Raw genomic sequence first — 14,464 nt, forward strand, 5'->3', positions numbered from 1 at the left:
CGTCACCCTGCCTAGATGCGGATTCGGGGGTCGAGAGCCGCGTAGAGCACGTCGGCCAGCCATCCGGAGAAGAGCACGCAGACCGCGACGAACAGCGTCACCGTGGCCGTCACGTTGGTGTCCTGCGTGGAGATGCCGGTGATCAGCCAGTCGCCCATGCCGAACCAGCTGAACAGCCGCTCGGTGAACGTGCCGCCCACCACCAGCAGGCCGAAGCCGAACGCGAACAGCGTGGCCATCGGGATCAGCGCGGTGCGCAGGCCGTGCTTGAACAGCGCCTTGCGCCGGGTGAGGCCCTTGGCCTGCGCGGTCCTCAGGAAGTCGCTGCCCAGCACGTCGAGCATCGACGAGCGCTGGTAGCGGCTGTAGTACGCGATCTGCCCGAGCGCGATCGTCAGGGTCGGCACGATGAGGTGCTGCACCCGGTCCAGCAGCGACGCGATCCAGCTGCCCTCGAAGCCCGGTGTCGTCTCGCCGGTGAACAGCAGGACGTTGTCGCCGATCGAGTTGTTCAGGTTCTGGGCGCCGAGCTTGAGCACGGTGCCGAGCACGAACACCGGGGTCGACAGCACCACGAACGAGAACAGTGTGGCGAAGTAGTCGCTGAACTTGTACTGGCGGATCGCGCTCACCACGCCGAGCAGCACGCCGAAGAGGATGCCGATCGTGATGCCGAGCAGGAACAGCCGCAGGCTCACGCCCACCCGCCTGCCGAGCTCGTCGGTGATCGGCCGGTCGGCGATCGTCCGGCCGAAGTCGCCTTGGACGACGCCACCCATCCAGGTGAAGAATCGCTGCGGAATCGGCTGGTCGAGGTGCAGGTCGTGGCGCTTGGCATCGATCGTGGCGGCGGGCGGCGGAGGATTGCGCTGCTGCAGCACGCCAATGGGGTCGAATGTGATGGAGGCCAGGCTGAAGGCTAGGAACGTCGCGACGAACGCCAGCACTACGTAGTTGACCAACCGCCGCAACAGGAATCCGGTCACCTGTGCTCAGTCCTTCCGCGGGTGCAGTGCGACGTTGACGACGGACATCGGCGCCAGCCGAAGTGCCCGCTTCTGGCGATGAGATTAAACACGCCCACCTCCGATGATGGGACCGCCCCACGTGTCACCCCGTCAGGATCGCCTGACCTGCGTGTTAGCCGCGTGAAACGGGTCGTGCCGGCGAGCAGCATGGCCGATCGGGTACCGGTTTGACCACCGACTCGCGGTGATCTTCCGCCTTGCAACCGGCTCCACTCCCAATTGGGACGAGTTCGTGACCATCGCCTACACGGGGGAAACACGCGCGTTACCCCGGAGCACTTCGGACAACCCGCGCTTCGGGCAGTCTTTTTGACCGTTCACACTTCCGCTAACGAGTACCCCGGTCGAGTGAACCCGTTCTTGTGAACGTCGAAAAGTATGGGCGACGCCATTTGTTGAAGTAGGGGTTGACACGTCAAGCGACCAGCGGAAACGGTCAAGGGGGTGCCCATCTTCCGGACACCCCCTTCCACACCGCAGGAAATGCCTACCCGCAGACCGCCCCGCCCGACGCCGAGCCGACCAGCTTCGCGTACTTGGCCAGCACGCCGCGCCGGTAGCGCGCGGGCAGCGGTTCCCAGCCCTCGCGGCGGGCGGCCAGTTCGGTGGGGTCCACGTCGAGGTCGAGGGTGCCGGTGGCGACGTCGAGCGTGATGCGGTCGCCGTCGCGGACGAACGCGATCGGGCCGCCGTCGACGGCCTCCGGGGCGACGTGGCCGACGCAGAGGCCGGTGGTGCCGCCGGAGAAGCGGCCGTCGGTGAGCAGCAGGACGTCCTTGCCGAGGCCCGCGCCCTTGATGGCCGCCGTGATGGCCAGCATCTCGCGCATGCCGGGGCCGCCCTTGGGGCCCTCGTAGCGGATGACCACGACGTCCCCGGCGGTGATCGTGCCGTCCTCCAGGGCGTCCATGGCCGCGCGCTCGCGGTCGAACACGCGCGCGGTGCCGGTGAACACGTCCGAGTCGAACCCGGCGGACTTGACGACGGCCCCGTCGGGCGAGAGGGAGCCGCGCAGGATGGTGATGCCGCCGGTCCGGTGGATCGGCTTGTCCATGGCGCGCAGCACGGTGCCGTCGGGGTCGGGGGGCGCGATGTCGGCGAGGTTCTCGGCCACCGTGCGACCGGTGACGGTGAGGCAGTCGCCGTGCAGCAGGCCCGCGTCCAGCAGCGCCTTCATCACCACCGGCACGCCGCCGATGCGGTCCACGTCGGTCATCACGTGCCGCCCGAACGGCTTCACGTCCGCCAGGTGCGGGACCCGCGCGCCGATCCGGGTGAAGTCGTCCAGGCTCAGCTCGACCTCGGCCTCGTGGGCGATCGCCAGCAGGTGCAGCACCGCGTTGGTCGACCCGCCGAACGCCATCACGACCGCGATCGCGTTCTCGAACGCCTCGCGGGTCATGATCGCCCGCGCGGTGATCCCCCGGCGCAGCATCCCCACGACGGCCTCGCCCGAGCGTCGGGCGAACCCGTCGCGCCGCAGGTCGGGCGCGGGCGGCGCGGCGCTGCCGGGCAGCGACATGCCGAGCGCCTCGGCGGCGCTGGCCATCGTGTTCGCCGTGTACATGCCGCCGCAGGCGCCCTCGCCGGGGCAGATCGCGCGTTCGATCAGGTCCACGTCGGCGCGGCTCATCAGGCCGCGCGAGCAGGCGCCGACGGCCTCGAACGCGTCGATGATCGTGACCTCGCGCTCGCTGCCGTCCGAGAGCTTGACGCTGCCGGGCAGGGTCGAGCCCGCGTAGAGGAACACGCTGGCCAGGTCGAGCCGCGCGGCCGCCATGAGCATGCCGGGCAGCGACTTGTCGCAGCCCGCGAGCAGCACCGAGCCGTCCAGCCGCTCGGCCTGCATCACGGTCTCCACGCTGTCCGCGATCACCTCGCGCGACACCAGCGAGAAGTGCATGCCCTCGTGGCCCATCGAGATGCCGTCGGACACCGAGATCGTGCCGAACTCCAGCGGGTAGCCGCCCGCCGCGTGCACGCCCTCCTTGCTGGCCTTGGCCAGCCGGTCCAGCGACAGGTTGCACGGGGTGATCTCGTTCCACGACGAGGCGACCCCGATCTGGGGCTTCACCCAGTCCTCGTCGCCCATGCCGACGGCCCGGAGCATCCCGCGCGCGGCGGTGCGCTCCAGACCGTCGGTGACGTCGCGGCTGCGCGGCTTGATGTCGGGGGTCTCGTTCATGGACGGAACCTAACCCTCCCCCACCGCCATGACACGCGGGCGCGCCCCGAACACCTTCCCGACTCGTTCGCCAGTGGCGTGAACGCCACGTTCCAACGAGTTCTCGCCAACGGCGGCCAGGAACTATAAGCCCAGGTGCAAACGTTTGGCGGGATCACGGGGTTGTTCTACGTTGTCGCCATGCACACCGTGGCGGTACTCGCGCTGGAGCAGGTGGTCCCGTTCGACCTCGGCACCCCGCTGGAGGTGTTCGGGCGAGCCCGGCTGCCCGACGGGCGCCCCGCCTACCGGGTCCGGGTGTGCGCCGCGGAGCCCGTGGTGGACGCGGGCCTGTTCACCATCACGGCGCGGTGCGGCCTGGACGGGCTCGCCGACGCGGACACGATCATCGTGCCGGGCACGGCGACGGTGACCCGGCCGGTCCCGGAGCCGGTGCTGGACGCGCTGAGGGCCGCGGCGGCCGCCGGGACCCGGATCGCGTCCATCTGCTCCGGCACGTTCACGCTGGCGGCCGCGGGCCTGCTCGACGGGATGCGCGCGACCACGCACTGGGCCGCGGCCGCGATGCTGGCCCAGCTGCACCCGGAGGTCGACGTCGACCCGGACGTGCTCTACGTCGACAACGGGTCGATCCTCACGTCCGCCGGTGCCGCGGCGGGGTTGGACCTGTGCCTGCACCTGATCCGGCGCGACCACGGGTCGGCGGTCGCCGCGGACGCCGCGCGGCTGTCGGTGATGCCGCTGGAGCGCGAGGGCGGGCAGGCGCAGTTCATCGTGAACGAGCCGCCGCCCACCCCGCAGGGCTCCGTGCTGGAACCGGTGCTGCGGTGGATGCAGGACAACGTCGAGCGCGACCTCACGCTCGACGACATCGCCCGGCACAGCGGCATGAGCACCCGCACGCTGCTGCGCCGGTTCCGCGAGCAGACCGGCTCGACGCCGTTGCAGTGGCTGCACCGGGCGCGGGTGCGCCAGGCTCAGTTCCTGCTGGAGACGACCGGGCACACCGTGGACCGGATCGCCCTGCAGGTCGGCTTCGGCTCCCCCACGTCGTTCCGGGACAGGTTCAAGCGCGTGACGGGGGTGAGCCCGCAGGCCTACCGGCACGCGTTCCAGTGACCGTCCGAAGTGGACTGACTACTCGAACTGGCCGATCGGGGTCGGTGCGGGGAAGGCGACCGGCGGCGTGCCGTCGAGCGCCCTGTCCATGAACCGCTGCCACAGCAGACCGGGCAGTCCGGACCCGGTGACGGCCTGGCCCGTCTTGTCCCGCAGCGCCACCGCGCCCTCGGCGGTGCCGACCCAGACCGACGCGGCGAGCGACGGGGTGTAGCCGACCATCCAGGCCTGCGAGTTCCCGCCCGCGTCCAGGGTCTGCACGCCGGGCTTGCCCGCGCACTCCCGGTTCGCGCACGGGATCCCCGCGATGCCGGGGACCCCCTTGAGCGCGGCGGTGACGTTGTCCGCGACGGCCTTGCTCCTGACCTGGTCGCCGTCGAACGCGGACCTGGCGGCGTCGGTGTGCTGGTAGAGCAGGTGGCCGGGGGTGTCCTCGACCTTCTCGACGAAGTACGGCTCGTGCCGGACGCCCTCGGCGGCGAACGTGCCGTAGGCGACCGCCAGGTCGAACGGGCGGACCAGGGTGAGGCCCCCGCCGAGGGCGATGTCGCCGTCCGGCGCGGAACCGGGGTCGTGGCCGCCCAGCAGCTCGCGCTCGACGTTCGAGACCTTGACCGACGCCGGGATCCCGGCCGCCTTGGCCGCGTCCGCCACGGCGACCGTGCCGACCTGGTTGACGACCAGGTCGTAGAAAACCGTGGCGACGTCCTGCTCCACCGCGGCGCGCAGGCCGCACTCCTTGGCGCAGGACGGGGTGCCGCCGTTGTTCCTGACGGGGTTGGCCTCCCTGCCGGGGAACGTCCGCGGGGACGTGCCGTCCAGCTTCGCGCCCAGGCCGATGCCCTTCCGCAGGGCGGCCACCAGGTCGAAGGGCAGGAACGCCGTGCCCGGCGCCTGGAGCGTGTCGCGCGCGTAGTCGGCCCCCTGGCCGTCCCGGCCCGCCCAGTAGGCGCGCACGGCCCCCTTGGCCGGGTCCACGGCGGTGATCGACTGGCGCAGCACCTCCGGCTGGCCCACCATCACCTCGTCGACGGCGCTCTCCGCCGCCGACTGCGCCTTGGGGTCGATGGTCGTCTGCACGACGAGCCCCAGCTGCGCGGCGCGCTCCACCGGGAAGCCCTTGCGCTCCAGCTCGCGGAGCACCTCGGCCTGGATCAGCGCTCGCGGGCCCGCGAGCGGCTCGAGCCGCGACTCCTCGACCGGTACCGGTTTCGGGAACTCCTGGGCGGCGCGGTAGTCGCGGGTCATCCAGCCGTGCTCGACCATGCCGTCCATGACCGCGTTCCAGCGGGCCTCGGCGTAGACCGGGTCGTCCGCCTTCGCCGGGTCCCTGATCACCCCGGCGATCATCGCGGCCTCGGACGCCGTCAGGTCCGCGACGGCCTTGGCGTAGTACATCCGCGCGGCCGCGACGACGCCGTAGGCCGTTCGGCCGAAGTGGACGGTGTCGAGGTACCCGGTGAGCACCAGGTCCTTGCTCTCGTTCGAGCTGAGCTTGTGCGCGGTCACGAAGTCGACGAACTCGCGGCGCCAGGAGTCCTCGTACGACTCGGTCACCGCGCGCAGGTACTGCTTCGCCAGGCCGGAGCCGAGGTCGAAGTCCGAGGACGTCTCGAAGTCCGGCTGCTCGGCGGCGTAGACCGCGTGCCGCACGTCGTCCGGGATCCGCCCGTTCGCGATCAGCGTCCGGTTCGCGCCGTCGGCGGCCATCCGGGTCATCTCGGAGCCGTCCGCGTAGAGGATCGTGACGACCTTGCCCAGCCGCGCCGAGATCTCGGTCGTGCTGGGCACGTCCACCACCCGGTCCACCACCGCGAAGGCCCCCACCGGCACGAGCACCACCAGCGCGAGCAGCGCGTAACCGACCCGCCGGACCCAGCGCCACCCCCGCTTCGGCCTGGCCCGCACATCCCGGTCGTCGCGCTGCTCCGCCACCAAGTTCCTTCCCCCGAGGACTTCGACGCGGGCCATTCTGTCGGCCTCATTCGATCAGCCTCGGAGGTACCCCACTAACATTGCCGTACCGTCAGCGTTTGCCAGTCCGGGGAGTCGCACGTGAGCGAGGAAAACCGGCGGATCGCCGGGCGTTATCAGCTGGCCGAGCGACTTGGCGGTGGAGCCATGGGGCTGGTCTGGCGCGCCCAGGACCAAAGGTTGGACCGCATCGTCGCGGTCAAGGAACTGCTGCTGCCCTCGTACCTCGACGAGAAGGCGGCCCAGCAGGCCCGTCGCCGTGCCATGCGGGAGGCGCGCATCGCCGCGCGGCTGCAGCACCCCAACGCGATCGCCGTGTACGACGTCGTGGAGCACGACGGCCAGCCGTGGCTGATCATGGAGTACCTGCCGTCCAAGAGCCTCGCGCTGGTGATCGCGGAGAACGGGCCGCTGCCGGTCGACGACGTGATCCAGATCGGCGGCCAGCTCGCCGCCGCACTGGCGGCCGCGCACAAGGTCAACGTGGTGCACCGCGACGTCAAGCCCGGCAACGTGCTGCTCGGCGACGCGGGTGCCGTGAAGATCACCGACTTCGGGATCTCGCGCGCCATCGACGACGCCACGGCCACCGCGACCGGTCGGTCCGTCGGCACCCCCGCGTTCTTCTCCCCCGAGGTCGCCAAGGGCGAGGACGGCGGGTACCCGTCGGACGTGTTCTCGCTCGGTGCCACGCTGTACAACGCCGTCGAGGGCACGCCGCCGTTCGGCATCTCGGAGAACTCGATCGCCCAGCTGCACCGGGTGGCCGAGGGCACGATCCGCCCGCCGGAGCGGGCCGGGGCGCTGACCCCGGTGCTGCTGCGCCTGCTCGACCCGGACCCGGAGACCCGGCCGACGATGCCGGAGGCGGCCGAGGAGCTGGCGGTCCTGGCGGAGATCCGGGAACCGGTGCCGACGCTGGTGGACCGGGAGCCCGTCGGGGAGCCCGTGGCCGCCGAGCCCGTCGCGGCCGAGCCCGAACCGGAGGCCTCCGTGCCGGTGGTGGCACCGGTCGTGGTCCCGGATCCTGTCGCACCTCCTGCCGCGCCCACCGCTGCGCCGTCCGCGGCGCCCGCCGTGGCGAAGCCGCCGCCGACGGAGGACGAGAAGCGGCGGAAAAAAGCCATCTTCGGCTTGGCCGGGGTGCTGGTGCTGCTGCTCGTGATCGTCGGGGTGGTGTTCCTGATCGCCAACCGGGACAAGGGCACCGAAGGGCAGGGCGGCAACCCGTCCAGCTCCACGAGCGCGCCGCCCCAGACGACCTCCGGAGGCGGACAGCCCGCGGAGACCACCGGGGAAGCGGTGACGACGACCTCCGAGACCCCACCCACGACCACGTCGCAGCAGCCCTCGAACACGCCTCCGCCGCCCAACGGGACCGCGGCGCAGGCGTTGCAGGACTACTACGCGGGGCTGCTGGCGAACAAGGAAGCGTCCTACGCGCGCCTGACCAACTCGTTCAAGGCCGCCCGTGCACCGAGCTTCGCGGACTACGTGGACTTCTGGAACCGGTTCAGCTCGGTGTCGACGTCGAACGTGGTCGAGCAGGGACCCGGAGTGGTCACCGCGACGGTGAACTACGTCGCCGTGAACGGTACGCAGCCACCGGAGACGTTCACGTTCACGCTGGTGCAGCAGGGCGGTGCGTGGCTGATCGACAACCAGAGCTGAGGGCTGCCTCCAAGACCGCGCGGGTGACCTGGTCCAAGGGGCGGGTGCCGTCGACGATCGTCGCGCCCAGGCTCCGGTAGGTGGGTTCGACGGCGGCGTTGTGGTGGAGAGCGGCCGCCAGTTCCTCGGGGTGCTTGCCGAAGGTGTTCGTGGTGCGGGTGAGCAGGCGGTGCTCAAGGGTCTCGTCGTCGACGACCAGGCAGATGGTGAGGGCGAAGAGGTCGCGGACGTCGTCTTCGTTTTCCACTGTTCCGCAGAGGTAGGTGGTCTCTTCGGTGCCTGCTGCCAGGGCTTCGACCTGTTGTCGGTTGACGCGCCAGGAGAAGCGGTCCAGCCAGCCAGGGGGGACGGGGTCGGGCGGGTCGGCGACGGTGAGGCCGGTGGTGCGGTCGACCCAGTGGTTGTAGCCCTCCCAGTCGGCGTCCACGGCTGGGTGGCCGAGGGAGTTGAGGTGGGCGCAGAGGGTGGATTTACCCGCGCCTGAGGTGCCGGTGATCCAGATCAGTGGCATGGGGTGAGGGTGGCATGAGCTTGGCGTGGAGGGCGGGGGAAGAGCTGAGCCCGGTTCTCTGTGTTGTGCCCGTCTCCCGGTGAAGCCCGGTTCCTGCCCTCTCACCTGTGGGGAAGCCCGGCCCCCGGCGCGCGATTGTCTCAATGCTTGATCTTGCTTGTCAAGACGATAGAGCTGTCTTGACAAGCAAGATCAAGCAGGAGGGCGCTGTGGATCGGGGGCAGAGGGGAAGTCTGGCTTCGCCAGCATCGAGCTGCGCTCGACAGGGCATCGGACTACGTCCGACAAGGCATCCTCGGCTTCGCCGTCGGACAAGGCATCCTCGCTGCGCGTTGGACAAAGCATCCTCGCTGCGCGTCGGACAGAGCATCCTTGCTTCGCGGCGGACAAGGCCCCAGGCGCTCCGCGCCGGATGCGCGCTGGCGGGCTTCGCCCAACTGGGGATCCTCGGCTGCGCCGTCGGAAGGGCATCCTCGCTGCGCTCGGACTGGGTGGGGGTTAGAGCGGTGCGACGCCGATTAGGCCGTTTCTGGTTACGAGGTTGGCAAGGGCGTGTTCGTCTAGGTTGTCGGTGTTTTTTGGGCGTTGGGGGATGACCATGAAGCGGGTTTCGGCGTTGGCGTCCCAGACGGTGATGGTTGTGGTCGGGGGTAGGTGGAAGTCGAATTCCGCTAGTACCGAGCGGGGGTCGCGGACGACTCGTGAGCGGTAGGCCTCGCTCTTGTACCAGGTTGGGGAGGGGCCCAGTAGGGCTACTGGGTAGCAGGAGCAGAGGGTGCAGACGATGACGTTGTGGGTGGTGGGGGTGTTGGCGACCACTTTGAGGCGTTGTTCCTGGAGGCCGCCGCCCATGGAGAGGCCGATTTCGGTCAGTGCTGTTGAGGCGTCGGTGAGCAGGCGGTGGTGGAAGGCGGGGTCGAGCCAGGCCCTGGCGACCAGGCGGGCGCCGTTGTCGGGGTTGGCCTTGGCGAGGAAGGCTTCCATGGCCCGGTCGAGTTCCTTGGGGTCCACGAGTCCGCGTTCTTCGAGCAGGGCTTCGACGTGGCGGACCTGTGCGGCGATGGCGGCGTCGGTTCCGGTGTGGTCTCCGCTCATCACGGCTCCGCTCGTAGGTGGGTCTCCCAGACCGCGAGGGTGACCGAGTGGTCGCCCTCGCCGAACAGGTCGCGGGCGGTGAAGCGCACGGCGTACACCGGTTGCGGGGTGGTGGGCAGGCCGCGGGCGCGGTCGTCGGCGAGCGGGTGGTGGCCCTCGACCTCGACGACGACACCGGGGGCGCCGCGGGCGTAGCGGGGCACCCTGGTGTGGTGCGGCGGGTCGAGGTTGGTGGTGCGGACGCGGTCGCCGGGGGCGAAGAGGTCAGGCACCGGTGAGCTCCTCGGCGGTGCAGACACCCTTCTCCACCAGGAGGGTGGAGAGGGCGCGGAACCAGCGTTCGTAGTACGACGAGGCGAGGAACTCCTGGGGTGGGAGGCGTTCGACGGCGTCGCGGAACTCGTCGAGGTTGTAGACGCCGCGGCCGATGAGGGCGCGGTTGAGCGCGAACACGTGGGCCTCCCAGTCCGCGTGGAAGGGTGGCTCCTCGATCTCCCGCTCGATCGGCGGGAACCCGTGCATCCCGCCGACGTCGTTGATCCGGCTCATCGCGCCTCCTCGGTCAGCCCCGCTCGATCACGTGCCCCACCACGTCCGGGCCGGGGTGCGGTGAGCCGGACCCGTCCCGTCGCTGGTCCACCTCGGGCAGCTCCACCGGGACGCCGGACTTCGACGAGCCCGCCGGGCGGGAGCCGATCCAGGCCAGCACGAGGCCGGTCTCGCCCTTGAGGAACCGGTGCGCCCGCACGCCGCCGGTCGCCCGGCCCTTCGCCGGGTACTCCCCGAACGGTGTCACCTTCACGCTCTGGCCGCTCGACGTCACGACCATCGCCTCGCCGTGCACCTCGTCGTCCGGGCGGACGGCGCCGAAGAACACGACCTTCGCGCCCGCCGAGACGTTGATCCCGGCCATGCCGCCGCCCTTGAGGCCCTGCGGCCGCACGAGCGACACCGCGTACCGCAGCAGCGACGAGTCGGACGTGACGAACGCCAGCGTCTCGGTGCCGTCGGTCAACCAGGTGGCGCCGACGACCTCGTCGCCCTCCTTGAGGCTGATGACCTCGAACTCGTCGGACCGCACCGGCCACTCGGGCGCGCAGACCTTCACCACGCCCTGCCGGGTGCCGAGCGCGAGGCCCGGCGACGTCGGGTCCGGTTCGCCGAGCGGGGCGATGCCGACGACCTTCTCGCCCTTCTCCAACGGCAGCAGCTCGCTGGCGGCCATGCCACCGCTCAACGACACCGTGCCGACCTGCTCCGGCAGCACCGGCAGCGGCAGCACGTCCGTCTTGAACGCCCGACCCAGGTTCGTGACCAGCAGGATCTGGCCGCGGGCCGTGGAGTGCACCACGGCGGCGACCGCGTCGTGCCGGGTGCGGCCCTTGCGGCGCCTGGCCTCCGACGCCTCCTCCGACTCCGCGGCGGTGCGCGCCACGAGCCCCGTCGCGGACAGGATCACCTGGCACGGGTCGTCGGCGACCTCCAGCGGCCCGGCGGGCTTGGACGCCGCGAGGACCTCCTTGAGGTCGCCGTCGATGAGCGAGGTGCGGCGGTCGGCGGACAGGTCCTTGGCCACCGCGGCGAGCTCGGTGGACACGAGCTTCCGCAGCACGGCCGGGTCGTCGAGGATCCTGGTCAGCTCGGCGATCTCGGTGCGCAGCCGGTCCTGCTCGGCCTCCAGCTCGATCTTGTCGAACTTGGTGAGGCGGCGCAGCGGCGTGTCCAGGATGTAGGTCGCCTGGATCTCGGACAGCTTGAACCGCTTCATCAGGCCGTCCTTGGCGGCCTGGGCGTTCTCGCTGTCCCGGATCAGCTTGATGACCTTGTCGATGTCCAGCAGCGCCGTCAGCAGGCCCTCGACCAGGTGAAGCCGGTCCTCGCGCTTGCGGCGGCGGAACCTCGTCCGCCGGGTGACGACGTCGTAGCGGTGCGCGAGGAACACCTCCAGCAGCGCCTTGAGCCCCAGCGTCTGCGGCTGGCCCTCGACCAGCACCAGGTTGTTGATGCCGAACGACTGCTCCATCGGCGTGAGCCGGTACAGGTCGGCCAGCAGCGCCTGCGGGTTCACCCCCACCTTGCACTCGACGACCAGCCGGATGCCGTTCTCGCGGTCGGTGAGGTCCTTGACGTCCGCGATGCCGGAGAGCCGCTTGGACTTGTTGACCTCGTCGGTGATCTTCTCGATGATCCGCTCGGACCCGACGCCGTAGGGCAGCTCGGTGACCGTGATCGCCTGCCTGCCCCGGCTGCCCTCCAGCGGACCGATGTCGACCTTGGCCCGCATCCGGACCACACCGCGGCCGGTCTCGTAGGCCTTGCGCACCTCGTCCAGGCCCAGCAGCATGCCACCGGTCGGCAGGTCGGGGCCGGGCACGAACTCCATCAGCTTGTCCAGCGAGGCGTCCGGGTGCGTGATCAGCCACCGCGCCGCCGTCACGACCTCGCCCAGGTTGTGCGGGATCATGTTCGTCGCCATGCCGACCGCGATGCCGGACGTGCCGTTGACCAGCAGGTTCGGGAACGCCGCGGGCAGCACGGACGGCTCGACCAGCGACCCGTCGTAGTTGGGCCGGAAGTCGATCGTGTCCTCGCCCAGCTCGCCCACCAGCAGCATCGCCGCCTCGGACATCCTGGCCTCGGTGTTGTGGTTGACGAACGCGCCCGCCAGGAACGAGTGGTCCTCGGTGTCGACCCGGACCGAGTAGACCTCGGCCCGCTCGCCGGGCACCACGTCGGTCACCGTCTCGAAGCGGTAGCCCGAGTCCATGATCGGCAGGATGGTCGCCAGGGTCTCCTGGTCGGCGATCCCGTCCACGATCCGCGCGCGCCCGGTCTCCCAGTCGTCGAGGTCCAGCGCCTCGCCGACGAACTCGGCGACGAACGGGATCTCGTCGGGGGCCGACCGGTGCGGCCGCCGGAGCAGGTCTTCCAGGCGGCGCGCCTTCGCGTTCTGGAACCCGACGCGCTCGACGAACGCCCGCAGGTCGCGCACCCCGGACACGGCCAGGCCGGGGGCCGTGCGCCGGGCGATGACGCCGAACTCCGCCAGCATCTCCTGGATCTCGGCCGCGAGTTCCCCGCCTGCCGGGCAGTGCACGACCGGGCCGACCTCGGTGGCGCGGACCTCGCCGTCCTCGTCGAACACGGCCGTCAGGAACGCCCGCTTGACGCCCCAGCCGCCCGCCCAGACGAACTCGGGCACGGCCTCGCCGCGCGCCACGGCGGCGGCACCGCGCACACCCAGCATGGTCTCGCGGGCGGTGGGGATGACGTCGGCCCAGGCGTTGCGGGCGATGCACACCACCGCGCCCGGCCGGACCTCGTCCAGCCTGCGCCACTGGAACAGGGGCACGCCCATGGGCGCTTCCAGGCACAGCACGAGGTGGTTCTCGCTGCCCCGGATGGAGAACCCGGCCCTGGTGGTCACGCTCAGCGTCGGGTGGACGCCGGAGTTGAACACCTTGCTGACCCGGACGGCCTTGCCGTCCTTGTCGAGGACCTCGAAGTCGGCGTCCGCCTCGGCGTCGGCGGGCAGGTCGACCAGGTCGGCGATGCGGGTGCTCGACCCGTCCGCGAGCCGGACGCGGGTGTCGCCGACCACGCAGTACCGCGACGCGGCGGGCCCGTCGTCCGGGCTGCCGAAGTTGCCGTGGCCGTCGACCAGCGGGGTGTTGAGGGAGAAGTCCTGGGCCAGCCGGACCATGGCGTCGTAGATCGCGCCGTCGCCGTGCGGGTGGTACTTGCCCATGCAGTTGTGGACGACCTGGCCCTCGACGACGAACGCGTGCTCGGCGGTGCCGACCTGGATGTCGTAGGTGGTGTCGCGGCCGACCGGTTCGACGGACGTCACGCCGGTGAGCGACAGGCCGGGCAGGGCCGCGGCGCGCGACTTCGTGGCCGGGACCGCGTGCAGGCCGTCGGTGGTGGACCAGCGCACGAGCATCGCGGCGAGCGCGGCGGCGTCGGCACCGGTCACGGCCAGGCCCTCGGGGTGGGTGCTCGCGCGGACGCCGAGGTCGGCGAGCATCGCGCGGACCGCGGAGCCTGCCGCGGCGGGCAGCAGGACGCCGTGCGGCGAGGCGGAACCGGCGCCGTCGAGCAGGCCCGCCAGGAACGGGATCCAGGTCGAGCGGTCGGCGGGCACGGATGCCGGGACCTCGTCGACCGCGAAGCCGGTCAGGGTCAGGGTGTGCCGCACCGGGTCCTCGTGCTTGTCGCGGGACGCCGCGACGCCCGCGGCGATCGCCCAGCCGTGCGCGACGTCGAGCGGCGCGCTGTCGGCGAGCTCGACGACGACACCGCCGTCGACGGCCCGGCCCGCGGCCGACACCAGCCCCTGGACGTACGGGCGCGCGTCGCGGCCCTGCGCGGGCGCGGCGGCCCAGCGGGCGCTGCCGTAACCGGCGGTGAGCCTGCCCGCGAGGTCGCGGGCTGCGGTCCAGCCGGGGGTCAGGTCGTCGTTCACGGTCCGGAACCGCTGCCCCGGCGTCACGACCATGCTCCGCCCGGTCGACCACGTCACCCTGACCAGCTCGGAGACCGGGTTCTCGTAGGCCTCGACCACCGGCACCGCGACGCCCTCGGCGTCCAGGACCAGGTCGCCCACCCCGATGGCCTCGATCGGCCGCAGGCCCTCGGGCGTGGACACCAGCGCGCCGCGCACGAAGCAGTCGCCGACCACGCGGGCCGACTTCACGTACGCGTGCGACGGCCGGTAGCCCTGCTCGTTCATCGAGTACAGGATCCGGCGGTGCACCGGCTTCAACCCGTCGCGGGCGTCGGGCAGGGCGCGCGAGTGGATGACCGAGTACGCGTACTCCAGGTAGGAGTCCTCGATCTCGGACTTCAGCGGGTTGTCGACGACGTTCGCGCCCGCCTGGT

9 protein-coding genes and 1 pseudogene are annotated in these 14,464 nt (G+C 71.1%); 2 read left to right on the plus strand and 8 right to left on the minus strand.

The window, feature by feature from the left end; genetic code table 11:
• Positions 1-11 precede the first annotated feature (11 nt).
• Together CLV43_RS29430 and ilvD are read right to left on the minus strand one after the other, a co-directional pair.
• Positions 12-986, minus strand: a complete 975-nt coding sequence (locus CLV43_RS29430; RefSeq protein ID WP_106191025.1) for an ABC transporter permease — start codon at positions 984-986, stop codon at positions 12-14.
• A gap of 529 nt (positions 987-1,515) precedes the next feature.
• A complete protein-coding gene (gene ilvD, locus CLV43_RS29435; protein WP_106191027.1) occupies positions 1,516-3,213 on the minus strand; it encodes a dihydroxy-acid dehydratase in 1,698 nt (565 codons plus the stop codon).
• A gap of 180 nt (positions 3,214-3,393) precedes the next feature.
• Here ilvD and CLV43_RS29440 point away from each other — a divergent pair, with 180 nt between their 5' ends.
• The gene (locus tag CLV43_RS29440; RefSeq protein ID WP_106191411.1) at positions 3,394-4,332 is read left to right on the plus strand and encodes a GlxA family transcriptional regulator; all 939 of its coding nucleotides are present in this window, start codon (positions 3,394-3,396) and stop codon (positions 4,330-4,332) included.
• An 18-nt stretch (positions 4,333-4,350) separates the two neighbouring features.
• Here the strand turns inward: CLV43_RS29440 and CLV43_RS29445 are convergent, their stop codons facing one another.
• On the minus strand, positions 4,351-6,267 hold the full coding sequence (locus CLV43_RS29445; RefSeq protein ID WP_170156063.1) for a transglycosylase domain-containing protein: 1,917 nt from the start codon (positions 6,265-6,267) through the stop codon (positions 4,351-4,353).
• Between the two features lie 120 nt (positions 6,268-6,387).
• On the opposite strand from CLV43_RS29445, the gene CLV43_RS29450 reads away from it, so the two are divergent.
• Positions 6,388-7,977, plus strand: coding sequence for a serine/threonine-protein kinase (locus CLV43_RS29450; protein ID WP_106191030.1), 1,590 nt, complete (start codon positions 6,388-6,390; stop codon positions 7,975-7,977).
• On the opposite strand, the gene CLV43_RS29455 is transcribed toward CLV43_RS29450, so the two are convergent.
• The 5 genes and pseudogenes from CLV43_RS29455 to CLV43_RS29470 form a co-directional block, all read right to left on the minus strand.
• Complete coding sequence (locus CLV43_RS29455) at positions 7,928-8,488, minus strand: AAA family ATPase (protein WP_106191032.1); 561 nt, start codon at positions 8,486-8,488, stop codon at positions 7,928-7,930. The genes CLV43_RS29450 and CLV43_RS29455 overlap by 50 nt on opposite strands.
• Before the next feature lie 498 nt (positions 8,489-8,986).
• Positions 8,987-9,583, minus strand: a complete 597-nt coding sequence (locus CLV43_RS29460; protein WP_211304610.1) for a nitrile hydratase subunit alpha — start codon at positions 9,581-9,583, stop codon at positions 8,987-8,989.
• Complete coding sequence (locus CLV43_RS50340; protein ID WP_170156064.1) at positions 9,583-9,855, minus strand: SH3-like domain-containing protein; 273 nt, start codon at positions 9,853-9,855, stop codon at positions 9,583-9,585. The genes CLV43_RS29460 and CLV43_RS50340 overlap by 1 nt, the downstream gene beginning before the upstream one ends.
• The gene (locus tag CLV43_RS50345) at positions 9,848-10,132 is read right to left on the minus strand and encodes an SH3-like domain-containing protein (protein ID WP_170156065.1); all 285 of its coding nucleotides are present in this window, start codon (positions 10,130-10,132) and stop codon (positions 9,848-9,850) included. The genes CLV43_RS50340 and CLV43_RS50345 overlap by 8 nt, the downstream gene beginning before the upstream one ends.
• Before the next feature lie 13 nt (positions 10,133-10,145).
• Positions 10,146-14,411: pseudogene (locus tag CLV43_RS29470) on the minus strand (DNA gyrase subunit A); the annotation flags it as partial.
• Positions 14,412-14,464: the final 53 nt, after the last annotated feature.

The sequence above is a fragment of the Umezawaea tangerina genome, from assembly GCF_003002815.1.
GTDB lineage: Bacteria > Actinomycetota > Actinomycetes > Mycobacteriales > Pseudonocardiaceae > Umezawaea > Umezawaea tangerina.